The sequence below is a fragment of the Hydrogenophaga sp. A37 genome (assembly GCF_002001205.1).
Lineage (GTDB): Bacteria > Pseudomonadota > Gammaproteobacteria > Burkholderiales > Burkholderiaceae_C > Hydrogenophaga.
In genome coordinates, this window is sequence record NZ_MUNZ01000062.1 from 14,412 (window position 1) to 38,008 (window position 23,597).

Consider the following 23,597-nt stretch of genomic DNA (forward strand, 5'->3'; position numbering starts at 1 on the left):
GTAAGTGGAAAGAAACGGGCTGTTGGAGGCTGAAATGCCCCTGAAACGGCCTGTAAAGTGATGACTGCTCCCCTCGGACGGCACAGTTATGCACAGGGGATACGGTATTATCCAAGGTTTAGCGGAAGTACCCGTTTCAGCACGCTTTTTGCCGCTGAATCAAAGACTTAAAGCCCCGACCTCCCGTCCAGCACCCGGCGATGACCGCACGAAGCGGCGGTCGTGCCCCACAGGATTTTTGCACCATGTTTGAAGCGTTCCGTCGGCAGTTTTCGACCGACCTGGCCATTGACCTTGGCACCGCCAACACCCTCATTTACGTTCGCGGCAAAGGCATCGTGCTCGACGAACCTTCCGTGGTGTCGATCCGCCATGAAGGCGGCCCTCAGGGCAAAAAGACCATTCAGGCTGTCGGCAAGGAAGCCAAGGCCATGCTGGGCAAGGTGCCCGGCAACATCGAGGCCATCCGCCCGATGAAAGACGGTGTGATCGCCGACTTCACCGTGACCGAGCAGATGCTCAAGCAGTTCATCAAGATGGTGCATCCGCGCTCGATGTTCAAGCCGAGCCCGCGCATCATCATCTGCGTGCCCTGCGGTTCCACCCAGGTCGAACGCCGCGCCATCCGCGAGTCGGCCCTGGGCGCCGGCGCCTCCGAGGTGTACCTGATCGAAGAACCCATGGCCGCGGCCATCGGCGCCGGCCTGCCGGTGTCCGACGCGTCGGGCTCCATGGTGGTGGACATCGGCGGTGGCACCACCGAAGTCGGTGTGATTTCGCTCGGCGGCATGGTCTACAAAGGCAGCGTGCGCGTGGGCGGTGACCGTTTCGACGAGGCCATCATTGCCTACATCCGCCGCAACTACGGCATGCTGATCGGCGAACCCACCGCCGAAGCGATCAAGAAGAACATCGGCTCGGCCTTCCCCGGCTCCGAAGTCAAGGAAATGGAAGTCAAGGGCCGCAACCTGTCCGAGGGCGTGCCGCGCAGCTTCACCATCTCCAGCAACGAGATTCTTGAGGCCCTGACCGACCCGCTCAACAGCATCGTCTCGGCCGTGAAGAGTGCGCTGGAACAGACCCCGCCCGAGCTGGGCGCCGACATCGCCGAGCGCGGCATGATGCTGACCGGCGGTGGCGCGCTGCTGCGCGACCTGGACCGCCTGCTGGCCGAAGAAACCGGCCTGCCGGTGCTGGTGGCCGAAGAGCCGCTGACCTGCGTGGTGCGTGGCTGCGGCATGGCCCTGGAGCGCATGGAGCGCCTGGGCACCATTTTCACCAGCGAATAAAGGCACGGCGCCGGTTCCCGGCCCCATCCACACAAGCGAGCCCACCCATCCATGCCACTGGGCACCCTGGATCGCACGCCTCCCCCGTTTTTCAAACAGGGTCCTTCGGCCTTGTCCAAACTGATGGTTTTCAGCGCCATGGCGCTGTTCCTGATGGTGGCGGACACACGTTTCGGCATCACCGCTCCGCTGCGCAGCGCGCTGGCCACGGCGCTGTATCCGGTGCAATGGCTGGTGCTGCAGCCCATTGAGGCGGTCGGTCAGGCAGGGGGCTATTTCACCAGCCTGCACCAGGCCCAGCAGAACGAATCGCTGGCCCAGAAGAAGCTGGCCTCGCAGGCCGAACGATCCCTGCAGCTCGAACAACTCGAACTGGAGAACCGACGCCTGCGCGAGCTGCTGGTCATGCGCGAACGCATCACCACAGCCACCACCGGCGCCCAGGTGCTCTACGACGCGGCCGACCCGTACTCTCGCAAGGTCGTGATCGACCGGGGGCAGACCCATGGCGTCGTGGCCGGCTCGCCCGTCATTGACGACAGCGGCGTGCTGGGGCAGGTGACGCGCGTCTACCCGCTGGTGTCGGAGGTGACGCTGCTGATCGACCGCGATCAGGCGATCCCCGTGCTCAACGCGCGCACCGGCCTGCGCAGCGTGGTCTATGGTCAGCCCGGGGTGGACGGCGATGGCCTGGAGCTGCGCTACACGCTGTCCAATGCCGACATCGCCGAGGGCGACCTGCTCACCACCAGCGGTGTCGATGGCGTCTACCCCGCCGGCCTGCCGGTCGCGAAGATCGCCCGCGTCGAACGCCGGGCCGAGTCCTCCTTCACCCGCATCAACTGCACCCCGCTGGCGCGCGTGCAGGGTGCGCTGCATGTGCTGGTGCTCACCCCTGTGGGCCAGGGCCTGCCGCCGTCACCGCTGCCGGCCACCGCCGCCAAGCCCCGGCGCCTGGCCTCGGACACAGCCAATGCGAGGAGCGCGCCATGATCATGCGACCCGGGCAGCAACTGTTGCTGCCCGCCAACCCCGCGTTCATCTGGTTCAGCCTGTTCGTGGCCCTGTTGTCGAACATGGTCATGAACATGGGCCTGTGGGGTCGGGGTGCCTGGGTGCCGGACCTGCTGGCCGTGGTGCTGGTGTTCTGGAGCGTGCACCAGCCCTTGCGCGTGAGCGTGGGCGTGGCCTTTCTGTTCGGGCTGACCATGGACGTGCAGCAGGGTGCCCTGCTGGGCCAGCACGCCCTCGCCTACACCGTGCTCGGCTACGCCGCGGTCTTCATGCACCGGCGCCTGCTGTGGTTCGGCGTGCCGACCCAGGCGGTGCAGGTGCTGCCGCTGTTTTTCGCGGCTCACCTGCTGGAGTTGCTGGTCGGCATGATCGCGGGTGGCAGCTTTCCCGGCTGGTCTTACCTGCTGGCCCCGATGATCGAAGCCGCGCTCTGGCCAGTGGCCAGCGTGATGCTGCTCGCGCCTCAGCGCCGCGCGCCAGACCCCGACGACAACCGGCCTCTATGACCGAACTGCGCAACGTCGAAGCCGACCTGGCGCAGTTTCGCACCCGGGTGCTGGTGGCGGGACTGGCGGTGGTGATCGCGTTTGGCCTGCTGGCCTCGCGCATGGTGTACCTGCAGGTGATGCGCCACGAAGACCTGGATGCACAGGCCGAGAGCAACCGCACGGCGGTGCTGCCGGTGGTGCCCAACCGGGGCCAGATCCTGGACCGCCATGGCCGCGTGCTCGCCACCAACTTCTCGGCCTACACACTGGAGATCACCCCCTCCAAGGTCGAGAATCTTGAGGCCACCATCGACGCCCTGGGCACCCTGGTGAACATCGAGCCGCGCGACAAGCGGCGCTTTCGCAAGCTGCTGGAAGAGTCGCGCAGCTTCGACTCGCTGCCCATCCGCACGCGCCTCACCGACGAGGAGGTGGCGCGCTTCACCGTGCAGCGCTACCGTTTCCCGGGCGTGGACGTGCGCGCGCGCCTGATCCGTCACTACCCGCACGGCGAGATCGCCAGCCACGTGGTGGGCTACATCGGCCGCATCAACCAGCGCGAAAAGGAATCCATCGAAGACTGGCCGGAAGAGGAGCAGGCCAACTACCGTGGCACGGAATACATCGGCAAACTCGGCGCCGAACAGCACTACGAGCGCGAGCTGCACGGCATCACCGGCTTCGACCGCGTCGAGACCTCGGCCGGCGGGCGCGCCGTGCGCTCGCTGGCCAACACGCCCGCCACGCCCGGCAACACGGTGGTGCTCGCCATCGACATCAAGCTGCAGAAGCTGATCGAAGACATGTTCGGCGACCGCCGGGGCGCGCTGGTCGCGATCGACCCACGCAACGGCGAGGTGCTGGCCTTTGTGAGCAAACCCACCTTCGACCCCAACCTGTTCGTCGAAGGCATCGACGTCGAGAACTGGAAAACGCTCAACGAGTCGCTCGACAAGCCGCTGCTCAACCGCGCGCTGCGCGGCACCTACCCACCCGGCTCCACCTACAAGCCTTTCATGGCGTTGGGTGCACTGGAAACCGGCACGCGCAGCGCCACCGCGATCATCAACGACCCGGGCTACTGGATGTTCGGCAACCACCGCTTCCGCAGCCACGGCGACGGCGGCCTGGGTGCGGTGGACATGCACCGCAGCATCGTCAAGTCCAGCAACACCTACTACTACTCGCTGGCCAACGACATGGGCGTGGACACCATGCACGACTTCATGGCACCGCTGGGTTTCGGCCAGATCACCGGCATCGACCTGCGAGGCGAGGTGCGCGGCGTGCTGCCCAACCAGGAGTGGAAGCGCAACAACTACAAGCGGCCCGAGCAGCAGCGCTGGTACGCGGGCGAGACCATCTCGCTCGGTATCGGCCAGGGCTACAACAACTTCACCATGCTGCAGATCGCGCATGCGCTGGCGACGCTCACCAACGGCGGCATCAAATACAAACCGCATCTGACGCTGGCGACCGAAAACGTGGTGACCCGTGAGCGCACGCCGTTGCCACTGGAGGCACCGGTGGACATGGGCTACCAGCGCGAGAACATCAACATCGTGCTGCGCGCGATGCAGGGCGTGACCACCGAGGGCACCTCGACCCGCGTGTTCGCGGGCGCCGGCTACACCAGTGGCGGCAAGACCGGCACCGCGCAGGCCGTGACCATCGGCCAGAAGGACCGTTACGACGCGCGCAAGCTGGAAGAGCACCAGCGCGACCACTCGCTCTACATCGCCTTCGCGCCCGTGGAGCAGCCGCGCATCGCACTGGCCGTGGTGGTGGAGAACGCCGGCTTCGGCGCCACCAGCGCCGCCCCCATCGCGCGCCGCGTGTTCGATTACCTGCTGATGGACCAGTACCCCAACCCGCAGGACCTGGCCGCGGTACAGAAGGGCGAGGCATCCGCCCCCATCGGAGCGCCACTCAAGGCGAGTTCACTCCCGTGGCCGCAAGAGGATGTGACCACCCCCGCCGCCGCGAAATAAGTCCACCCCCGCGCCGCCTGCGGCGTCACCCCCTCAAGGGGGCGATGCGAGTGGCCCGGCGAAGCCGGTTCCACCGCATCCTCGAACAAGACATGTCGCGCCGCCGGGGGAGTTGATCCCAGGGCACCGCCGGGCCGGCTTTGCCGGACGGCCAGTGCCGCCCCCTTGAGGGGGTCGCGCAAAGCGCGGCGGGGGTGGGTCATCTCCACCAGGCGTCGTAGCTGGTCTTCAGGATCAGCGCCGTCACCACCACGATGAACGCCGCGCGCACAAAACCGCTGCCATGCTTGAGCGCGAGCCGTGTACCGAGCAGGCTGCCCACCACATTGGCCACGGCCATCACCAGCGCGAAATGCCACCAGACGTGGCCCTTCCAGGCGAACAGCATCAGCGCCGCGAGGTTGGAGGTTGTGTTGAGCAGCTTGGCGCTGGCACTGGCGTGCAGGAAGTCGTAGCCCAGCCAGCGCACGAACAGGAACACGAAGAAGCTGCCCGTGCCGGGGCCAAAAAAACCGTCGTAAAACCCGATGGTGGCGCCCAGCGTGGCGGCGGCCATGGCTTCCTGACGGCCCGTGAAGTGCGGTGTGTGGTGGCGGCCCAGGTCCTTGCGGGCCAGGGTGTAGAGCAGCACGCCGAGCAGCACCAACGGCAGCGCGCGGCGCAGAAAGTCGGGCGAGATGATGGTCACCGTCCAGGCGCCCAGCATGGAGCCGGCGAAACACACCAGCGCGGCCGGCAGCAGCGCACGCCAGGGCATCTGCACCCGCTGCGCGTACTGCACCGTGGCCACCCCCGTGCCCCAGATCGACGCACCCTTGTTGACGCCGAACAGCGTGGCCGGGTGGGTGTTGGGAAACACCGCGAACAGCGCCGGGACAAGGATCAGGCCGCCGCCGCCGACGATGGAGTCCACAAAACCGGCGAACAGCGAAGCAATAGAGACGAGCAGCAATTCCATGCAAGGATTGTCACCCCCCTGAAGGATGACACCCCCTGCGCCGCTGCGCGGCTTCCCCCCAGGGGGACCACGCCCTGGGACCGGCAAAGCCGGATCCTCGGCGTGTGCTGGGTTCAGGCACGCGCTCCGGAGAAAGGAGCGCGCATTACTTCACTTTGGGCAGCTCCAGCACGAACTCTGCCCCTCCACCCTCTGCGTTGCGCGCACTCAGGCGCCCGCCGTGCTGTTCGACAATGCCGTAGCTGATGGACAGGCCCAGGCCTGTGCCCTTGCCCACCGGCTTGGTGGTGAAGAAGGGGTCGAAGATGCGCAGCAGGTGTTCGGGCGGGATGCCCGGTCCGTTGTCGCGCACGGTCACATGCACCTGCGTGCCCTCACTCGCCATCGCTACCCACACACAAGGTGACACCACACCAGGGCCGCCCACGGCGTCGAACGCGTTCTGCAGCAGGTTCATCATCACCTGCTGCAACTGCCCCGCACTGCCCATCACGGTGCAGGGCGCGCGCGCCTGCCAGCGCACGTCCACCGGCGTGGGCCGGCCTTTCTGCACCCAGTGGATGGCGCGTTCAATCACCTCGACCAGGTTCACCGGCACACGCTCTTCGGAGTCCATGGCCGAAAAACGCTTGAGGCCGTGCACGATGTCGGCGGTGCGCTGCGCGCCTTCGAGCGTGCCTTCGATCAGCGAGGGCAGGTCGCCCATTAGGTGTTCGATGCGCAGCTTCTGGCGCAGCGCCTGCAGCACCGGTTCGGGCTCGTGCGCGTGCAGCGCGGCCATGTAGGTCTGCAGCCGGTCGCAGTACTTGCGCAGCGCGTGCACATTGCCGAGCACGAAGCTGATCGGGTTGTTGAGTTCGTGCGCCACGCCCGCCACCAGTTGGCCGAGCGAGGCCATCTTTTCCGAATGCAGCAGCTGCTGCTGCGTGCGCTTCAAGGCCTCGTGGGCGGCGCGCATCTCGTGGTACGCGCGCTTGAGCTCGGCCGTGGGCCGGCCCACCCACACGGTGCCAACGCGCCGGCCGTTGGGGCCGATACGGGGCGTGCAGTTCGCGTCCACAGGCACCGGTTGGCCCTGCGTGTCGATCAGGTTGAGCTCGATGCCCTGGCCGGCGCGCGGTGCGTCGGACCGGTCCATCGCGGCGCGCGCCGCGTCCACGCTTGCGGCGTCGGCCAGCAGATCGGCCAGGCCGCTGCCGCGCAACTGTTCTTCACTGCGACCCACCAGCTCACACAGGGCCGCGTTGGCCTGTTCGATCAGACCGCGCTCGTCGCAGACCACCAGCACGTCCGACATGGACGTGAGCACGCTGAAGATGAACTGCTGTGACTGCTCCAGCTCGGTGTTCTTCTTCTCCAGCTCGACCTCGTCGTCGATCAGCCGCGTGTAGACCTCGTCCATCTTCTGGATCACGTCCAGCCAGGTGGACTCGTCAACGCCTTCCATGGACACGGTGGGCAGGGGGCTGGGTGCTCGGTCTTTGGTCATAACAAAGCGATTGTCGAACGAGCAGTGCCTCCTGCAAGGACACCGCCGGGCTGGCTTTGCCAGACGGCTGGTGTCGCCCCCTTGAGGGGGTGACGCGAAGCGGCGCGGGGGTGTTCCATCTAGTGCACGGTGCACACCATGCAAGGGTCAAACGAACGCACGATGTGCTGGACGGAGACAGGCGTTTTTTCGCCTTCCAGCACCGGCGCGTCCACCAGCGCCTGCTCCAGCGCACCGGGCGTGCCGGCGGCATCGCGCGGTGAAAAATTCCAGCTCGTGGGCGCGACGATCTGGTAGTTGGCGATGCGGCCGCGCCGCACCACCAGCCAGTGGCCCAGGCTGCCGCGCGCGGCTTCGCTCAGGCCCACGCCACTGCCCTCGTCGGGCAACGCGGTCGGCACGCAGAACGCCTCGGTCGGGCGGATCGCCTGCAGCCAGGATTCCATCAGCGGCACCACGCGCGCCAGCTCGATCAGCCGCGCCAGCACACGCGTGTAGACCGTGCCGCCGTGCCGCGCCACCGCGTCGCGCACCAGCGGCATGCCGCCGGCCAGCTGGCGCGCGATGGCGCCGGTTTCGACCACCTCGCCCCCCAGCCGCGGCGCCTTGTTCCAGGTGTAGGCGCCGGGCTTGTCGGGCTCGGGGCGGGTGATGCCATGCAGCGGGTGCAGCGGCTCGCGCGCGTGGGCCAGCCAGGCGTGGGTCGCGTCTTCGGTGATGCATCGCGCGTCCAGCACCTCCAGCCGCGTTTCGGCCGCGCGCCACACGCCACCGGGCAGGGCCCAGCCACCACCCGACTGTGCATAAGCGCCATAACTCAGGTAGCGGTCCGGCCCGGGACCGAGCGTGTCGAGCTGCAGGTCGCGCACGAGCGTGAGGAAGAAGCGCAGGTCGCCCCCCAGCGGGTCCTGCGCATGCCAGTCCCAGAGGGCGGCTTCGCTGTCCAGCGCGGCCACGGCTTCGAGCGGCGCGGCGAACAGTTGGCGCTCCAGGAAGCTGCGGAACTCGCGCACCTTGGCCAGCAGGCGCACACGCTCGGCGGCGTCGATGGCGCGGGTGGAGCCCCCCGGTTCGATCGACTGCGTGTGCGGCCACTTGCCGCCCAGCGTGCCCAGCAGCGTGAGCCAGCGCTGACGCGCCGCCGTGGCCGCGCGCACCTGTTCACCGTGGTCGGGTGCGAAGCGGCGTTGGGCTTCGGCGTGCCAGGGGTGACCCGCGTAAACCGGGCGGGCGAAGTCCGGCATGAAGAACAGGTAGAAGTGCGTCAGGTGGTCGGCCAGGTTTTCTGTCGCCAGGATCAGGTTGGTGGCGTGCTGCCCGTTGGGTGGCATCGCTATGCCGCCCAGGTCGGCCAGCGCACGCGCCGACGCCACCGACTGCGAGACCGAACAGATGCCGCAGATGCGCGGCACATAGACCAGCGCGTCGTGCGGCACCTTGCCCTGCAGGATCTGCTCGAAGCCGCGGTACATGGTGGCGTTGACCTGGGCGGAGGTGACGCGGCCGTCGGCGATGTCGAGCGAAACTTCGAGATCGCCTTCGACGCGGTTGAACGGACCAACGAGAAGTCTGCTCATGGCGTGCTCATTTCAAGCGTGTCTTTCTCACTGCGGGTTTGACAACGAGGTGGTCCGCCACCGCGTTGTTCTTCACCCGCTTCGGCGTCGCGCTCTTGGACAGCGAAGCCAGCGCCACGAACCAGGCCTTGGGCATGTCGGTCGGCAGGCCGATGGGGATGCCGGCGAGCTTGGGCGTCTCGTGGAACGGGTGGCCGGGTTCCTGGAACCCGGGCTCGGTGCAGGCGATGCAGGCGTAGCCACCGCGCGTGCAGCTGCCCTCGCCGTTCCACAACCGGGTGTTGCAGTCGGCGTGCACCTGCGTGCCCTTGCAGCCCATGTGCTCCATCATGCAGCCCAGGTCGGACGGCTTTTCGGCGCTGGCCTTGAACTCGTAGTACTCGTTGCGGGTGCAGCCGTGGTGCACCAGCTGGTCGGCGTAGAAACGCGGGCGGTTCAGCGGGTCGAGGTCGTCGGCCACGAAGCCGTCGGCGGCCAGCGCCATCAGCGTGTCGATCACCCAGCTCGGGTGGGTCGGGCAGCCCGCGATGTTGATCACCGGCAGGCCGCTGCCGGAGCGGAATTCGGCGCCGAGCAGGCCACCGATGCGGTCGTCCTCGTACTGCAGGCCGCAGGCGTCGGTGGGGTTGTCCCCGCCCGCCGTGATACCGCCCCAGGCCGCGCAACTGCCCACCGCCAGCACGTGTGCCGCTTTCGCCGCGAGTTCGCGCACCCAGTGGATCATGGGCAGGCCGGTGCCGGCCAGCATGTGGAAACGCCCGGTGCCGTTGGGGCCGCGCAGCAAGGAGCCTTCGACGCACAGCGCGTCGAGCCGGGTGCCCCCCTCCAGCACCGAGTGCAGCAGCGCGATCACCTCCTCGCCGCTCGCCATCGACAGCGACGGGTGCCACAGCAGGTTCACGCCACCGTCGCGCAGATGGCCCTGGAAATCGGGGGTGTCGGCGCACAGCAGCGACATGCTGCAGCCGCCGCAACCGCCACTTTGAAGCCAGAGCACGTTCATGTGGTCATCTCCTCGGTCAGGCCGGCCCAGGTCATCGCCCAGGCCAGCGCTTGCGCCAGATCGGCCATCGCTTGTTCACCGGGTGCCTCGCCCAGCTCGAAGCGTTGGGCGCGGATGGCGAGCAGCGTGCACGGTGGTGGCTCGGCGCGCTCCAGCCCGGTGTAGACCTGCAGCAGCGCCTCGGGGGCCAGCGCGTGGGTGGTGAAGCCAGCGACCGGCGCGGGCAGCACGGTGCTCACCGCGAACGGCGTTTGCAGGCCGATGGCGGCGTCCACGAAGAGCACACGCTCGCGGCCCACGAGGTCGAGCGCGTGTTCGACCTGCAGCTGGAAGTCGGTAAGGCATTCGAGCCGCCCTGCCGGCAGCTGTGCCTGTGCCCGGTCGGCCAGTTGTTCGACCAGCAACGGGCCGAGCGCGTCGTCGCCCCGACTCGGGTTGCCCCAGCCGAACACCAGCAGCGGCGCCACCTTGGAGGTCACTGGCGTACCTTCGCCCTCCGGGCTGCGGTGCGAGCTTGCTTGGGAGCGGCCCGGCGCTGAGCTCATGACGCAGCCTCCGCCGAATGCGGCCGGGTGCCGCGCACGGTGTCGCCGCGGGACGAGCGGTGCACGTGGTCGAGCACCTCACCGTGGGCGTCGCGCAGCGTCACCGCCAGCGGCATCTGGCCCAGCGCGTGCGTGGCGCACGACAGGCAGGGGTCGTAGGCGCGAATGGCAACCTCGATGTGGTTGAGCAGCGGCTCGGTGATGGTCTGGCCGTCCAGGTACTGCAGCGCGACCGAGCGCACGGCCTCGTTCATGGCCTGGTTGTTGTGCGTGGTCGAGACGATCAGGTTGCAGCTCGTCACCAGGTCGTCGTCGCCCACTTCGTACTCGTGGATCAGCGTGCCGCGTGGCGCTTCGATGATGCCGACACCACCGCGCTGGCGCTCACCGCTGGCGAGCAGCGGGCCGCCGAGGATGGCCGGGTCGTCCAGCAACTGCGCGATCACCTCCACGCCGTGCAGCAGTTCGATCATGCGCGCCCAGTGGGTGGCGAGCACCGCGTGCACCGGCTGGCCACCGTGCGCGGCCACGAAGGCCTGGCGCCGCGCTTCGGCGCGGGGCGTGGGAATGAAGTCGCAGTTCTGCACGCGGGCCAGCGGGCCGACGCGGTACCAGCCGGCGTCGGGACCGAGCGCCAGGCGGTAGGGGAACTTCATGTAGGTCCAGGGCTTGACGCCCTCGCCGATCAGCTCGCGGTAGCGCTGGTCTTCGAAGCCGTCGACCGCGATGCGCCCGTCGGCCTCGCGCACGCGCAGCGTGCCGTCGTAGAACTCCATGGCGCCGCCAGGGCCGACCAGCGACATCATGGCCGCGGGGGTTTCGGCAAAGCCGCCGAGGTGCTGAGGCAGGCCGGTGTGCAGGCGTGCGGCCAGGTCCACCGCCGCCTCGGCCCAGGCCAGTACCTCTGGCAACTGCGCACGCAGCACGTCGCGTTCGGCCGCATCCACCGCGCGGTTCATGCCACCGGGCACCGAGCCGGTGCCGTGCACCCGCTTGCCCGCCGTGATGCGGATGCACTCCTGCCCGAACTTGCGCAGCATCACACCCTGGCGCGCGGCCTCGGGGTGCGCCATCGCCACGCCCACGATGTTGCGCTGCACGACGTCGGCGTCGAAGCCGAACAGCAGGTCGGGCGAGGACAGGTGGAAGAAGTGCAGTGCGTGGCTCTGCACGATCTGGCCGTAATGCATGAGGCGGCGGATCTGGTTGGCCGCCTCGGGCACCGGCCAGCCGCCGACCACGCGGTCCAGCGCCTTGGTGGCGGCCAGGTGGTGCGAGACCGGGCAGATGCCGCACAGGCGCTGCACCATCACCGGCACCTCCCAGTAGGGCCGGCCGACGATGAACTGCTCGAAGCCCCGGAATTCGACGATGTGCAGGCGCACCTGCTGGATGCGGTTGTGTTCATCCAGCAGCAGCGTGACCTTGCCGTGGCCCTCGACGCGCGAGACCGGGTCGATCACGATGCGGCGCAGGCCCTGCGGGTCGGCGGCGGTTTCGAGAGAAGAAGGGTTCATGGCTGTTGCTCCACCGCGCTGAGCGCGACACACGACGCATGGCACAACGCCACCCAGGGGCACCGCCGGGCCGGCTTTGCCGGACGGCCAGTGCCGTCCCCACGGGGGGAAGACGCGAAGCGGCGCAGGGGGGCTTCACATTCAGTCATGGCATCAGTCGTAGCGGATCAGAACCTGCGTCGGTTCGCGCCCGGCGATGAGGTCCTGCAGGAACTGCCAGAACGCATCGGCCGACGGCGGGCAGCCGGGCAGCGCGTGGTCGATGCGCACCACCTCGTGGATGGGGTGCACCTTGTTGAGCGGCAGCGGAAGCTCGGGGTCGTTGGGCACCTCGCCGTAGACCGCCTGCAGCATGTCGCCCACATCGAGGTGGTTGCGCAGGGCCGGCAGGCCGCCGGTGATGGCGCAGGCGCCCACGGCCACGAGCACGCGGCAGTTGGCGCGGAACGCGCGCAGCACCTCCACGTTTTCTGCGTTGCAGAGCCCACCCTCGACCAAGCCGATGTCACACGGCCCCACGGTCTTGATGTCGGTGAGCGGCGAGCGGTCGAATGTGATGTGTTCGATCAGTTCGAACAGGCGCTCGTCGATGTCCAGGAAGGACATGTGGCAACCAAAGCAGCCGGCCAGCGAGACCGTGGCCACGCGCAGCTTGCGGGGAGCATTGACGGCGCTCATCCACGCGTCTCCTCGTCGTCGAAGGTCCTTTGACCGATGGGCACCGCAAAGCCGACCCGCTTGGGCAGCAGCGCACCCACCGGGCAGATGTGGGCCGCGCGGTCGGTCACCGACAGCGCACTGTCACCGAGCCGGCCGCTGGTGCTGTTGATCAGCAGGTGCGTGGCGATGCCGTGGCCACCGATGGCGAAGACCTGTTTGCCATCGAGTTCGTCGCTGGCGCGCACGCAGAGCTGGCAGAGGATGCAGCGGTTGGGCTCGAACAGCACGTCGGGGTGGCTGGCGTCGACCGGGCGCTCGGGGTTGAGCGTCTCGTAATGCAGATCGGTCATGCCGGCGCGCTCTGCCTGTTCCTGCAGCAGGCAGAGGCCACTTTTTTCGCAGCCGGGGCAGAAGTGGTTGCCCTCGACGAAGAGCATCTGCAACAGGCGCAGCCGCTGCGCGCGCAGTTCGGCGGTGTGGCAGTCCACGGATTGCCCGGCGGCAACGGCTGTTGTGCAGGCCGCTACTGGCCGGCCGTTCACCTGCACCGTGCAGACCCGGCACGAGGCGCTGGCCGACACCTCGGGGTGCCAGCACAGGTGGGGCACGTCGTGGCCGGCGCGTTGTGCGGCTTGCAGGATGGTGTCGCCGGGTTGCAGCGGAACGGGCTGGCCGTCGAACTGGAACACCGCCCGGTCGTTGTCGCGCGGTCCACTCATAGCTTGTGCTCCGTGTGCAGGTGGGCGCCGGAGTCGGTGCGACCCGTGACGCGCCGGGCCGCCGAAAGTTCGGCGTCGAGATCGAACTCGGGTTCGAACTGCGCGGTGGTCGTGCGCGATGCGTAGACCTGCCCGAAGTGGGTCAGCGTGTCGCGCAGCGGGTTGCAGGCCGAGGCGCCCAGGCCGCAGTGCGTGCCGCTGTGCAACAGCACATCCAGCTCGTGCAGACGTTGCAGGTCGAAGGCCGAGCCGCGACCGGCGCCGCGCTCGTGCGCGAGCTTGTCCAGCCGCCGCACCACCAGTTCGGTGCCCACGCGGCAGGGTGTGCAGAGGCCGCAGCTTTCGTGCGCGAAGAAGCGGGCAAAGTGGCGCGCCACCTCGAACAGGTCGCGCGTGCCGTTGAAGACCATGAAGGCGCCGGCACTGGGCACGTCGTCGAAGGCGATGGTCCGCTCGAACGCCGATGCGGGCACACAGCTGCCCGATGGGCCGCCCACCTGCACCGCCTGGGCATCGCGTGCGCCGCAGTCGGCCAGGATCTGCGCGATGGGGGTGCCCAGCGGGTATTCGTACAGGCCGGGGCGCTCGCAGTCGCCCGAGACGGAATGGATCTTGGTGCCGGTGGACGAGACCGTGCCCATGGCGGCCCACCAGGCGCCACCGCGGCGCGCAATGTGGGCCACGGCGCAGAAGGTCTCGACGTTGTTGACCACGGTGGGGCGACCGAGGTAACCGCGCTCCACCGGAAACGGCGGGCGGATGCGCGGCGTGCCGCGTTGGCCTTCCAACGATTCGATCAGCGCCGACTCCTCGCCGCACACATACGCCCCGGCGCCGAGGTGGATGCCGATGTCGAAGTCCAACCCGGTCAAGCCAGCGGCGTTGGCGCCCAGCAGCCCGCTGGCGCGGCGGCGCTCCAGCACCGCCTGCAGATGCGGCAGCAGGTAGCGGTATTCGCCGCGCAGGTAGAGCCAGCCCTGCTGCGCACCGACGGCGCGCGCGGCGATGGTCATGCCATCGAACACGGCGTCGGCGTGCTCGCTGAGCAGCACGCGGTCCTTGAAGGTGCCGGGCTCGCCTTCGTCGGCGTTGCAGACCACGCAGCGTTGCGGGCCGCTGGTGTCTTTGCAAGCCTGCCATTTGCGCGCGGTCGGGAAGCCTGCGCCGCCGCGGCCGCGCAAGCCGGCGCGGGCCAATTCGTCGATCAGGGCCTGCGGTTCTCGCGCGAGCACTTCGGGCAAGGCCGGCGCGTCCGCCGGCAACCCGCTCAGCAGCACACCGGCGCGGTGCACTTTGTTGTCCACGCGGAACCACTCAGTGGGCCATTCACCCACCGGTACCTCGGCCAGCATGAGCGCGGCGAGCGCGTCCACCCGCGCGGTATCGAGCCGGGTGATCACCTGGTGGTGGTTGATCAGCAGCGCCGGGCCCTGGTCGCACAGACCGGTGCAGGACGCCCGGTCGACGCTGAAGCGGCCCTGGGCATCGGTCTCGCCCGGCGCCACACGCAGGCGTTCGCAGAGCCGGGCCAGCAGCGCCTCGCTGCCCAACAAACGGTCGGTGATGTTGTCGGAGAACAGCACGCGCAGGCGGCCCACGGGCCGGGTGTGGAAGAAGCGGTAGAACGTGGCCACGCCTTCGACCTGGGCCAGCGGCAGGTGCAGCGCTTGCGCGATGTGCGCCAGCAAGTCGCGCGGCAGCCAGTGGGTCTGTGCCTGCGTTTCGCGCAGCACCTGCACGAGCGCGTGCAGGTCGTGGCCCCAGCGGGCCAGCACCGCATCAGCGGCGTGGAAGGCACGGGGCTGGTCGAATGCGGTCATGGCTTGTCGAGACCGAAGCGCTGCATTTTGGCCCTGAGACCCACGCGCGACAACCCGAGTTCCTGCGCCGCCCGCGTCTTGTTCCAGCGCTGGCGCAACAGGGTTTCGCGCAACAGCATGGCCTCGATCACGTCCAGCCGTTCGCCCAGCGTGCCGCTCTGCGGAATGGCGGCGGTGAGGTCGTCGGCCGAGCCCGAAGCGCGGCCTTGCAGCACGCGGCTGGAGAAGGCCGCGGCGTCCAGCTGCGTCCCATCGTGCAGGGCGAGCGCGCGCGCGATCTCGTTGCGCAGCTCGCGGATGTTGCCCGGCCACGGGTAGGCCAACAGACAGGCCATGGTTTCGTCCGGCAGGGTCGCACCCGGGTGGCCCAGTTCGGCCGCCACATCCAGCACCAGCTGGTGAGCGATGGGAGGGATGTCGGCCACGCGCTCGCGCAGCGGCGGCACGGTGATGGTGATGCCGGCCAGGCGGTAGTAGAGGTCTTCACGGAACAGGCCGTCGCGCACACGCTGCTCCAGCTGGCGGTGGGTGGCGGCGATCACGCGCACGTCCACCGGCACCGGGCGCGCGCCGCCCACGGGCCGCACCTCGCCCTCCTGCAACACGCGCAGCAACTTCACCTGAAAGGCCGGCGAGGTTTCGCCGATTTCGTCGAGAAACACGGTGCCACCGCTGGCGCGCTGGAACAGGCCGAGGTGGTCTTCAAAAGCGCCGGTGAACGCACCGCGCTTGTGGCCGAAGAGCTCGGATTCGAGCAGGGTGTCGGGGATGGCCGCGCAGTTCTCCACCACAAAAGGCCCCGCCAGGCGCGGAGAGGCGTAGTGAATGGCGCGCGCCAGCAGCTCCTTGCCGGTGCCCGATTCACCGAGCACCATCACCGGGATGTCGTAACGCGCGACCCGCTCGGCCATGGCGCACACGAGATCGAGCGGGCTGCCCGGCGCGCGCACGATGCGGTCGAAACCGAAGCTGCTGCGCGCCTGCGCCATCTGGTTCGCGGTGCGCTGGCGCAGCACGCGGGTGCTGGTGCGCAGCTCCAGGTCGAGCCGGCTGGTCTGGCGCTGCAGCGTCTGCGCTTCCACCGCGTTGCGCACCGAGTCGAGCAGGTGGTCGGGCGCCCAGGGCTTGAGGATGTACTGGTAGATGCCGGCCTCGTTGATGCCGGCGATGATGTCTTCGCTGTCGGTGTAGCCCGAGATGACGATGCGCACGGTCTCCGGCCACTGCTCGCGCACCTCCTTCAGGAAGGTCACGCCCGTCATGCCGGGCATGCGCTGGTCACACAGGATCACGCTCACCGGCTGGCGCTGCAGCAGGCCGCGCGCTTCCTCGGCACTGCTGGCGGTGAACACGGTGAAGTCCTCGTCCAGCGTGCGCCGCATCGCGTCCTGCGAACGCACTTCGTCGTCCACCACGAGCACGGTGGGCAGGGCTTCGGGAAGAAGAGGCGATGTCACAGCCGGTGTACCGCCAGGTGCCTTGGGGTCCAGGCGTGCGGCTGCTTGTGCACGAAGTGGTGGCGCGCCACGTGGTAGCTGGGATCGAAGCCGTAGAAATTGCGGTGCATGCGCGCCAGTTCCTGTTCGCGGTAATGGGCCAGCGGACGATGGGCTTCGTCCTGCTCGCGCCGGGCCTGTTGGGCCGCCAGCTCTCCGCTGTCATTGTAGGAGCCGGCCAGGGCCAGCGCGCGTTGCAGACAACGTTCTTCAAAGCCTTCGCGCGGCCCCTCATCGTTGTGGTCGATCAGGCCGATCTTCAGCGCTTCGGCGGCCAGCAGCGGCAGGCGCTGCGCCATCAGGTCTTTCGCGCCCGCCTCGCCCAGGCGGCGCGGCAGCAGGTAGGTCCAGTACTCGGAACCGTAGAGGTTGCCCATGTTCTTGTAGTGGGGGTTGAGCACCACACTGCCGTGCGCCCACACCTGATCGGCCGCGAGCGCCAGGAAGGCGCCGCCGGCGCCCGCGTTGCCGCGCAGCACACTGACCGTGAGGCGGTCGGTGGTCTGCAACACCGCGAGCGCGACATCGTTCATGGCGTGGATGTTGCGCCACGAGGCATCGGCCGCGCTGTCGCCCGCGCGGTGGGCCGCGGCCTCGATGCTGTTGAGGTCGATGCCGTTGCTGAAGAAGCCTTCACCGCCCATCAGCAGCAACACCTGCGTGGGCCGCTCGCGCACCTGGAGCAGCGCGGCGCGCAGGCGCTCGCAGCGTGCGGTGGACATGGCGCCGTTGTAGAAGTCGAAGCTCAGGCAGCCCACGCGCGCGCCCTCGGGGCCTTGTTCGATGTAGCGCAGTTCGCCCCACTCGTCGGCTGCCCGCTCCAGCGGCACGGGGCGCTGCGGCAGGCTGGCCGCTTCGCTGGCGAACAGCTCGGCCGCCACCTGCTTGAAACTGCCCTGCGCAGGCGATGTGCCCGGCGGGTCGGCGCGGCGCGCCTGGCCGATCCAGACGCCGCCGTCCACCGTGCGGCGCAGCAACGCGCCGTCGCGCACGGCCAGCAAAGCGCCGGGTTCGGCATTGCTGAACTCGGCCATGCTCGCGGCACTGGCCGGGTGGGCGTCGCCCAGGTAACAGGGCTGGCCCCAGAGCGCGTCGAGCACGCCGGGCTGGCCGTCACCACTTCGAATTTTTGCGAGCACGGTGGCGGTGCTGTCCTCGAACCAATTGATCGCGCGTTCGCCCTGGCGCAGCAGCGGCTGCCAGCGCACCTGCTGCGCCTCATCGGTCCACGCCGGGGCTTCGCGCTCCCCGCCAGCGAAGCGCTGCACGGCGGCCAGCGTGGCCTGCAGCGAAGCCTGCGTGACCTCGCGCCTGTACAAGCTGCCCTTGGTGGCCTCGCGAAGGGGAAAGCGCGCATGGGCCCAGACCGGACCGGCGTCGAAATCGCCGTTGGCCTGCAGCACCGTCACGCCCCAGTGCGGCTCACCGCGCCAGACCGCCCAGTCCAGCGCCGACGGCCCCTGGTCGCCCGGCGGGCCGGGGTGGACCACGAGGCAGGTCACGCGCTGCCACACGGTGGCCGGGATGCGGCGCTTGAGGAACGGCGCCAGCACCAGGTCGGGCCGGAACAGCGCCACGGCCTCTTCGGTCACGCTGTCGGCGATGTCGAGCTCCACGCTCAGGGTATGGCCCGCCGCGCGCAGCTCGGCGAAGAGCCGCTGGGTGAGGCTGTTGAAGCTGTGGCAGAGCAGGAGGATGCGCAAGGGGTTCATCGGGTTGTCAGGTGGCGGGGCGCAGTGCCAGCAGCTCGCGCGCGGCCTGCTTGCGCCCCAGGTAGATGGCCAGTTTGGACTCGATGCCGTCCAGCGCAGCGTTGAACTCGGCCACGCTGCGCGCGCCCAGCAGGGCCTGGGCCACCTGCGGCGTGTCGGGCCCGAAATGGTTGCCCAGATAGGCCATGGCCTGGCGGCGCAAAGCGTCGAGGTTGGGGCTGGCAGACGCCGCCTGCGCCGCCATAGAGGCGGAAACCGGTGCGGGCGGCGGCGCCACCGGCTCGATCAACCCCAGCGCCAGCAGCGTGTCCAAATGCCCCTGCAGCTGCGGCAGCCCACGCGCCATCAGGGCAGACACCGTATCGCTGCCGTTCACCAGGATCAGCACCGTGCGCGTGGCGGCCGACAGCCCCGCCTGCCGCCGAGCGATCTCGGCCTTGCCGCTCTCGGTTTTCCGAAACACCTGACTCGACATCCCGATCTCCTCGTCTCTCAGAATGGGCCGGCGAAAACAAAGACCAAGGACGCAGACCCAAACCTATCCGGAGCGCGTGCAGCGCCCCACCCAGAACGCCGCGGAACCGGCTTCGCCGGGCCGCCAGCGTTGCCCCCTGGGGGGTGACGCCGAAGGCGGCGCGGGGGGATCAACAAATGCGTGGCAGTTGTTCTCCACTCAGCCAGTCCACCACCCGCCGCCCGCCAAAACGCGTGGCCATCTGCACGAAGTGGTGCGGGTCAGCCGTGACCTCGCCGATGCGCGCCGCGTCCTGCCCCAGCGGGTGCGCGCGCATCGCGGCGAGCACCGTTTCAGCGAACTCGGGCGCCACCACCGCGATCAGCTTGCCTTCGTTCGCGACGTACAGCGGGTCCAGGCCCAGCAGCTCACACGCCGCGTCCACCTGCGGCTTCACGGGGATGGCGGCCTCCCGCAGCAGCATGCCCACGCCCGACTGGCGCGCCACCTCGTTGAGCGTGGTGGCGAGGCCGCCGCGCGTGGGGTCGCGCAGCACGCGCACGGCGCCCGGGGCTGCGGCCAGCATCGCGGCCACCAAGGTGTGCAGTGCGGCGGTGTCGCTTTCGATGGTGGTCTCGAAAGCCAGCGATTCACGCTTCGAGAGCACCGCCACGCCGTGGTCGCCGATGCTGCCGGAGAGCAGCAGCACGTCGCCCGGTCGCGCGTTGCGTCCGCTGATCTGCACACCCGGCGGCAGCACGCCCACGCCGGTGGTGCTGATGAACACGCCGTCGCCCTTGCCCTGCTCCACCACCTTGGTGTCGCCGGTGACCACGGGCACACCGGCCTCGCGCGAAGCGGCGGCCATGGACTTCACGATGCGCTGCAGATCGATCAGCGGAAAGCCTTCTTCGATGATGAAGCTCGCGCTCAGGTACAGCGGCTTCGCGCCACTCATCGCCACGTCGTTCACGGTGCCGTGCACCGAGAGGCAGCCGATGTCGCCGCCGGGGAAAAACAGCGGCGAGATCACGTGGCCGTCGGTCGCCATCACGAGCCGGCCCTGCGCCGGGTCGAAGGCCGGCAGCGCCAGCACCGCGCCGTCGTCGCCCTGGCGCAGGAATTCATTGTCGAAGGCCGCGAGGAACAGCTCCTCGATCAGCTGCGCCGCGGCCTTGCCGCCCGCGCCGTGGCTCATGTCGATGCGGCCGTGTTTGATGTCGAGCGGCCGGATGTAGTTCTTCTTCACCGGCCTGGGCGCGGGCGCCTCGCCACCGGCGGGTTGCTCGATGTCGGTTCTCATGGGGTGGCCTCTTCGGTGGCGGTGGTGACGACGATGGGGATGTCGCGGAAGCGGCCGTAGGTGTAGTGCGCGGCGCAGGCGCCTTCGCTCGACACCATGCAGGAACCGACCGGGTTTTCCGGCGTGCACACGGTGCCGAAGATCTTGCAGTCGGTCGGCTTCTTCACGCCGCGCAGGATGGCGCCGCACTCGCAGGCCTTGTTGTCGGCCACGGGCGTGTAGCTCAGGTCAAAGCGGCGCTCGGCGTCGAAGGCGGCAAAGGCCTCGCGGATCTTGAGCGCGCTGTAGGGCACCTCACCCAGGCCGCGCCACTCGAAGCTCGGCCGCAACTCGAACACCTCGGACACCAGGGCCTGCGCCTTGAGGTTGCCCTCGGGCGTGACGGCGCGGGTGAATTCGTTTTCCACGTGGGCGCGCCCCTCGTTGACCTGGCGCACCAGCATCAGGATCGCCTGCATCACGTCCAGCGGCTCGAAGCCCGCGATCACCACCGGCTTGCGGTACTCCTCGGCGAAGTGGTCGTAGGGTGCGGAGCCGATCACGATGCTCACGTGCGCCGGGCCGATGAAGCCGTCAATGGGCACGGTGCCGAGCTGGCGCACCTCGGGCGATTCGAGGATGTGGGTAATGGCCGAGGGTGTGAGCACGTGGCAGCACAAGACGCTGAAATTGGCCAGGCCCTCGCGCGCCGCGTCGCGGATGGCGAGCGCCGTGGGCGGCGTGGTGGTCTCGAAACCGATGGCGAAGAACACCACCTCGCGCTGCGGGTTCGCGCGCGCGATGGCCATGGCGTCGGCCGCGGAATAGACCATGCGGATGTCGCCGCCGCGCGCCTTGGCTTTGATGAATGAAAGGCTGTCCGAGGCCGGCACGCGCATGGTGTCGCCATAGGTGCAGACAATGGCGCCGCGCTCCAGCGCGAGGCGGATCGCGAGGTCGATGCGGCCGATGGGCAACACGCAGACCGGGCAGCCCGGGCCGTGGATCATGCGCACGTTGGGCGGCAGCAGCTCCAGCACGCCGTAGCGGCTGATGGCGTGCGTGTGGCCGCCGCAGAACTCCATGAAGCTGTAGCTGCGATGGGGGAGGGCTTCCGCGGCGATGCGTGCGCCGATCTGGCGGGCGAGGTCGCCGTCGCGGAATTCGTCGATGTATTTCATGCTGTTTCTGCCGGTGCAGGATTGGGTGCGAGCTGCGCCATTTCGGCGAACAGCGCCAAGGTGCGCTCGGCCTCCTCCGGGTCGATCACGCCGATGGCGTGGCCCACGTGCACGATCACGTAGTCGCCCACCTTCACGTCGGCCACGAGGGCGATGGAGATTTCCTTGCGGATGCCGCCGAGGTTGACCACGGCCTGATCGTTGGGGCGCAGCTCCACCAGGAGCGCGGGAATGGCTAGGCACATGGTTCGGTTTCCTTCGTGGTGTGTTCTTGTGGGGCGGTCGCGGCCAGCTGCTGGGCGGCGGCCCAGGCCTGGCCGAGCGCGAGGCCGGCGTCGCCACAGCCCTTGTCGAGCGGCCAGTGCACGCGCAGATTCGCAGCCTGCAGGCGCGCGGTCACACGCTCGCGCAGGATGCGGTTGAAGAAGCAGCCGCCGCCGAGGCACACGTCGCGACTGCCGCGTTCTTGGGCGGCTTGTGTGACCCAACCGGCCAGCGCGTCGGCCAACGCGAGGTGGAAGCCGGCTGCTGCTGCGTCCACGCCATCGGGGCCGGTGTTGAACAGCGCGGGCATGAGGCCCCGCAGGTCGAGGCGGTTTTGGGCGTCGATCACGGTGCCGGTCAGCGGAGGCGTGTCCGGGTGTTGGGCAAGCCAGCGCGCGGCGGCAGCTTCGAGTGCGATGGCGGCTTGTGCTTCGTCGGTCTGGCGAACGCTCAGGCCCAGCGCGCCGGCTGCCGCGTCGAACCAGCGGCCGGTGCTGCTGGTGGCGGGGCAGTTCAGGTTGCGCGCCAGCATCTGCTGCACACCCGACGCTACGGCTTCACCGACTTGCGGTGCGAAACGGGTGGTGATCTCATCGCCCCGGCCCAGCGCGTGCAAGGCACCGGCCGCCATGCGCCAGGGCTCGCGCGCGGCGCGGTCGCCGCCGGGCAAGGCCAGCGGCGTCAGATGCCCAAGGCGCTGCCACTGCGCACCGTCCACCCAGAGCAGTTCACCGCCCCAGGCTTGGCCGTCGGTACCCAAGCCCACGCCATCGAGCGCGAGACCGATCACAGGGCCTTCGATGCCGTGTTCGGCCACGACAGCAGCGATGTGCGCGTGGTGGTGCTGCACGCCGACGGCGGGCACGCCGAGCATGGCGGCGAGTTGCACCGCGAGCTGGGTGCTGAAGAAGTCCGGGTGCAGGTCGTGCGCCACCGCGGCAATGGGCGCGCCGTGGCCGGCCAGCAGGGACTCCACCGAGGCTTCGAGCGCGGCGCAAGCCGCGGGGTTGCTGAGGTCACCGTGCACCGCCGACCACACCGGCGCGCCATCCACCAGCAGGCAGGCGGCGTTTTTCAGCCAGGCGCCGCAGGCGAGCACGGTGGGCAAAGGCGCGGTGTTCATGGCGGACATCAGGTCAGAGCGCGGTGTCGGCGGCCAACGCTGCGCGGGCGCTTGCGAGCTCGGCTTCCAACTGGTGCACACGCTGCCTCAATGCGGATTCGGTGTCAGGCTCTTCGTGGTGGTGATGACCGTGGCCCATGGCGTGGTCCAGCCAGTGCAGCCAGGCGTCCATGCCTTCGCCGGTGGTGGCCGAGAGCTGCAGGATCTCGATGGTGGGGTTCACGCGCCGGGCGAGTTCGATGCAGCGCGCGACGTCGAACTTCACGTGCGGCAGCAGGTCGGTCTTGTTGAGCACCATGAGCGAGGCGGCGGCGAACATGTCGGGGTACTTGAGCGGTTTGTCTTCGCCCTCGGTCACCGAGAGGATGGCGACCTTGGCGGCTTCGCCCAGGTCCCACACGGCGGGGCAGACCAGGTTGCCCACGTTCTCGATGAACAGCAGGCTGTGCGCGTCATGCTGGTGGTGATCGTGCGAATGGCCGTGCCCGTGATCGTGGTCGTCGTGGCTGTGCAATTGCGCGAAGGCCTCGCTCACCATGGGCGCGTCGAGGTGGCAGCCCTTGCCGGTGTTGACCTGGATCGCGGGGGCGCCGGTGGCGCGGATGCGGTCGGCGTCGAAGCTGGTCTGCTGGTCGCCTTCGATCACGGCGACATGCAGGCCGGGCGCATGGGCCTTGAGCGCTTCGATGGTCGCGCAGAGCAGCGTGGTCTTGCCCGAGCCGGGGCTGGAGACCAGGTTGAGCGCGGTCACGCCGTGCGCCTCGAAATGTGCCCGGTTCTGCTGGGCCACGCGGTTGTTGGCACCGAGGATGTCGGTCTCCAGCTTGATCGCCCGCGCCTGGCTCATGCCGGGCACCGAGACGCGGGCCGCGCCGGCGCCGAAGTGCAGGTCGCCGTTGCCGGGGTTCACCTGCACCACGCCGGCCTCGCCCGCGTGGGTCTGGATATGCCGGGCATGGCCCGGGCTGTTGTCACTGCATCCGCAAACGACACACATGGTCTGTCTCCTTCAATC

The 23,597-nt window shown here is 68.8% G+C and carries 21 protein-coding genes; 4 read left to right on the forward strand and 17 right to left on the reverse strand.

Translation table 11 applies throughout. The features are described from left to right. Positions 1-245 precede the first annotated feature (245 nt). The 4 genes from B0E41_RS03535 to mrdA are packed head-to-tail and all read left to right on the forward strand — an operon-like array spanning position 246 to position 4,782. Positions 246-1,289, forward strand: coding sequence for a rod shape-determining protein (locus tag B0E41_RS03535; protein WP_077328881.1), 1,044 nt, complete (start codon positions 246-248; stop codon positions 1,287-1,289). 51 nt (positions 1,290-1,340) lie between these two features. Next, positions 1,341-2,282: a rod shape-determining protein MreC gene (mreC, locus tag B0E41_RS03540; RefSeq protein WP_077328883.1), complete on the forward strand. Its 942-nt coding sequence runs from the start codon at positions 1,341-1,343 to the stop codon at positions 2,280-2,282. Further along, entirely contained in the window at positions 2,279-2,809 is a 531-nt protein-coding gene (mreD, locus tag B0E41_RS03545; RefSeq protein WP_077328886.1) for a rod shape-determining protein MreD, read from the forward strand. The genes mreC and mreD overlap by 4 nt, the downstream gene beginning before the upstream one ends. Further along, positions 2,806-4,782 (forward strand): penicillin-binding protein 2, encoded by a 1,977-nt coding sequence (gene mrdA / locus B0E41_RS03550; protein WP_077328888.1) that lies wholly within the window; start codon positions 2,806-2,808, stop codon positions 4,780-4,782. Before mreD ends, mrdA begins: the two co-directional genes overlap by 4 nt. 199 nt (positions 4,783-4,981) lie before the next feature. On the opposite strand, the gene B0E41_RS03555 is transcribed toward mrdA, so the two are convergent. The 17 genes from B0E41_RS03555 to hypB all read right to left on the reverse strand — a co-directional run bounded on the left by B0E41_RS03555 (position 4,982) and on the right by hypB (position 23,579). Continuing rightward, entirely contained in the window at positions 4,982-5,740 is a 759-nt protein-coding gene (locus tag B0E41_RS03555; RefSeq protein ID WP_077328890.1) for a TSUP family transporter, read from the reverse strand. 145 nt (positions 5,741-5,885) lie between these two features. After that, entirely contained in the window at positions 5,886-7,229 is a 1,344-nt protein-coding gene (locus B0E41_RS03560; protein WP_077328893.1) for an ATP-binding protein, read from the reverse strand. A 119-nt stretch (positions 7,230-7,348) separates the two neighbouring features. Next, positions 7,349-8,806, reverse strand: a complete 1,458-nt coding sequence (locus B0E41_RS03565; protein ID WP_077328895.1) for a nickel-dependent hydrogenase large subunit — start codon at positions 8,804-8,806, stop codon at positions 7,349-7,351. A 7-nt stretch (positions 8,807-8,813) separates the two neighbouring features. Then, on the reverse strand, positions 8,814-9,809 hold the full coding sequence (locus B0E41_RS03570) for a HupU protein (RefSeq protein ID WP_077328897.1): 996 nt from the start codon (positions 9,807-9,809) through the stop codon (positions 8,814-8,816). After that, positions 9,806-10,354 (reverse strand): hydrogenase maturation protease, encoded by a 549-nt coding sequence (locus B0E41_RS03575; RefSeq protein WP_077328900.1) that lies wholly within the window; start codon positions 10,352-10,354, stop codon positions 9,806-9,808. The genes B0E41_RS03570 and B0E41_RS03575 overlap by 4 nt, the downstream gene beginning before the upstream one ends. Beyond that, complete coding sequence (locus B0E41_RS03580) at positions 10,351-11,871, reverse strand: Ni/Fe hydrogenase subunit alpha (protein WP_077328902.1); 1,521 nt, start codon at positions 11,869-11,871, stop codon at positions 10,351-10,353. The genes B0E41_RS03575 and B0E41_RS03580 overlap by 4 nt, the downstream gene beginning before the upstream one ends. Before the next feature lie 153 nt (positions 11,872-12,024). Continuing rightward, a complete protein-coding gene (locus tag B0E41_RS03585) occupies positions 12,025-12,549 on the reverse strand; it encodes an NADP oxidoreductase (RefSeq protein WP_077328904.1) in 525 nt (174 codons plus the stop codon). Next, positions 12,546-13,250: a 2Fe-2S iron-sulfur cluster-binding protein gene (locus B0E41_RS03590; protein ID WP_077328906.1), complete on the reverse strand. Its 705-nt coding sequence runs from the start codon at positions 13,248-13,250 to the stop codon at positions 12,546-12,548. Before B0E41_RS03590 ends, B0E41_RS03585 begins: the two co-directional genes overlap by 4 nt. Beyond that, positions 13,247-15,070 carry an NAD(P)H-dependent oxidoreductase subunit E gene (locus B0E41_RS03595; RefSeq protein ID WP_077328908.1) on the reverse strand — a complete coding sequence of 608 codons (1,824 nt, stop codon included), beginning with the start codon at positions 15,068-15,070 and terminating at the stop codon, positions 13,247-13,249. The genes B0E41_RS03590 and B0E41_RS03595 overlap by 4 nt, the downstream gene beginning before the upstream one ends. Next, the gene (locus B0E41_RS03600; RefSeq protein ID WP_290440835.1) at positions 15,067-16,527 is read right to left on the reverse strand and encodes a sigma-54 dependent transcriptional regulator; all 1,461 of its coding nucleotides are present in this window, start codon (positions 16,525-16,527) and stop codon (positions 15,067-15,069) included. Before B0E41_RS03600 ends, B0E41_RS03595 begins: the two co-directional genes overlap by 4 nt. After that, positions 16,524-18,278, reverse strand: a complete 1,755-nt coding sequence (locus tag B0E41_RS03605; protein ID WP_077328910.1) for an enoyl-CoA hydratase-related protein — start codon at positions 18,276-18,278, stop codon at positions 16,524-16,526. The genes B0E41_RS03600 and B0E41_RS03605 overlap by 4 nt, the downstream gene beginning before the upstream one ends. Positions 18,279-18,285: 7 nt before the next feature. Continuing rightward, positions 18,286-18,753: a hypothetical protein gene (locus B0E41_RS03610; RefSeq protein WP_077328913.1), complete on the reverse strand. Its 468-nt coding sequence runs from the start codon at positions 18,751-18,753 to the stop codon at positions 18,286-18,288. 169 nt (positions 18,754-18,922) lie between these two features. Continuing rightward, entirely contained in the window at positions 18,923-20,035 is a 1,113-nt protein-coding gene (hypE, locus tag B0E41_RS03615) for a hydrogenase expression/formation protein HypE (protein ID WP_077328915.1), read from the reverse strand. Then, positions 20,032-21,195, reverse strand: a complete 1,164-nt coding sequence (gene hypD, locus B0E41_RS03620) for a hydrogenase formation protein HypD (protein WP_077328917.1) — start codon at positions 21,193-21,195, stop codon at positions 20,032-20,034. Before hypD ends, hypE begins: the two co-directional genes overlap by 4 nt. Next, on the reverse strand, positions 21,192-21,440 hold the full coding sequence (locus B0E41_RS03625; RefSeq protein ID WP_077328919.1) for a HypC/HybG/HupF family hydrogenase formation chaperone: 249 nt from the start codon (positions 21,438-21,440) through the stop codon (positions 21,192-21,194). The genes hypD and B0E41_RS03625 overlap by 4 nt, the downstream gene beginning before the upstream one ends. After that, positions 21,431-22,582 carry a hydrogenase maturation protein HypF gene (locus B0E41_RS03630; RefSeq protein WP_077329057.1) on the reverse strand — a complete coding sequence of 384 codons (1,152 nt, stop codon included), beginning with the start codon at positions 22,580-22,582 and terminating at the stop codon, positions 21,431-21,433. The genes B0E41_RS03625 and B0E41_RS03630 overlap by 10 nt, the downstream gene beginning before the upstream one ends. 13 nt (positions 22,583-22,595) lie before the next feature. Next, the gene (gene hypB, locus B0E41_RS03635) at positions 22,596-23,579 is read right to left on the reverse strand and encodes a hydrogenase nickel incorporation protein HypB (protein ID WP_077328921.1); all 984 of its coding nucleotides are present in this window, start codon (positions 23,577-23,579) and stop codon (positions 22,596-22,598) included. Positions 23,580-23,597: the final 18 nt, after the last annotated feature.

What these genes read in the sequence shown, in the direction of transcription:
- hypE (WP_077328915.1), bottom strand. Translation starts at nt 20,035, where the DNA reads ATGAGAACCGACATCGAGCAACCCGCCGGTGGCGAGGCGCCCGCGCCC.
- B0E41_RS03560 (WP_077328893.1), bottom strand. Translation starts at nt 7,229, where the DNA reads ATGACCAAAGACCGAGCACCCAGCCCCCTGCCCACCGTGTCCATGGAA.
- B0E41_RS03630 (WP_077329057.1), bottom strand. Translation starts at nt 22,582, where the DNA reads ATGAACACCGCGCCTTTGCCCACCGTGCTCGCCTGCGGCGCCTGGCTG.
- B0E41_RS03595 (WP_077328908.1), bottom strand. Translation starts at nt 15,070, where the DNA reads ATGACCGCATTCGACCAGCCCCGTGCCTTCCACGCCGCTGATGCGGTG.
- B0E41_RS03565 (WP_077328895.1), bottom strand. Translation starts at nt 8,806, where the DNA reads ATGAGCAGACTTCTCGTTGGTCCGTTCAACCGCGTCGAAGGCGATCTC.
- B0E41_RS03585 (WP_077328904.1), bottom strand. Translation starts at nt 12,549, where the DNA reads ATGAGCGCCGTCAATGCTCCCCGCAAGCTGCGCGTGGCCACGGTCTCG.
- B0E41_RS03555 (WP_077328890.1), bottom strand. Translation starts at nt 5,740, where the DNA reads ATGGAATTGCTGCTCGTCTCTATTGCTTCGCTGTTCGCCGGTTTTGTG.
- B0E41_RS03535 (WP_077328881.1), top strand. Translation starts at nt 246, where the DNA reads ATGTTTGAAGCGTTCCGTCGGCAGTTTTCGACCGACCTGGCCATTGAC.
- B0E41_RS03590 (WP_077328906.1), bottom strand. Translation starts at nt 13,250, where the DNA reads ATGAGTGGACCGCGCGACAACGACCGGGCGGTGTTCCAGTTCGACGGC.
- hypB (WP_077328921.1), bottom strand. Translation starts at nt 23,579, where the DNA reads ATGTGTGTCGTTTGCGGATGCAGTGACAACAGCCCGGGCCATGCCCGG.
- B0E41_RS03625 (WP_077328919.1), bottom strand. Translation starts at nt 21,440, where the DNA reads ATGTGCCTAGCCATTCCCGCGCTCCTGGTGGAGCTGCGCCCCAACGAT.
- B0E41_RS03605 (WP_077328910.1), bottom strand. Translation starts at nt 18,278, where the DNA reads ATGAACCCCTTGCGCATCCTCCTGCTCTGCCACAGCTTCAACAGCCTC.
- B0E41_RS03575 (WP_077328900.1), bottom strand. Translation starts at nt 10,354, where the DNA reads ATGAGCTCAGCGCCGGGCCGCTCCCAAGCAAGCTCGCACCGCAGCCCG.
- B0E41_RS03580 (WP_077328902.1), bottom strand. Translation starts at nt 11,871, where the DNA reads ATGAACCCTTCTTCTCTCGAAACCGCCGCCGACCCGCAGGGCCTGCGC.
- hypD (WP_077328917.1), bottom strand. Translation starts at nt 21,195, where the DNA reads ATGAAATACATCGACGAATTCCGCGACGGCGACCTCGCCCGCCAGATC.
- B0E41_RS03610 (WP_077328913.1), bottom strand. Translation starts at nt 18,753, where the DNA reads ATGTCGAGTCAGGTGTTTCGGAAAACCGAGAGCGGCAAGGCCGAGATC.
- mrdA (WP_077328888.1), top strand. Translation starts at nt 2,806, where the DNA reads ATGACCGAACTGCGCAACGTCGAAGCCGACCTGGCGCAGTTTCGCACC.
- mreC (WP_077328883.1), top strand. Translation starts at nt 1,341, where the DNA reads ATGCCACTGGGCACCCTGGATCGCACGCCTCCCCCGTTTTTCAAACAG.
- mreD (WP_077328886.1), top strand. Translation starts at nt 2,279, where the DNA reads ATGATCATGCGACCCGGGCAGCAACTGTTGCTGCCCGCCAACCCCGCG.
- B0E41_RS03570 (WP_077328897.1), bottom strand. Translation starts at nt 9,809, where the DNA reads ATGAACGTGCTCTGGCTTCAAAGTGGCGGTTGCGGCGGCTGCAGCATG.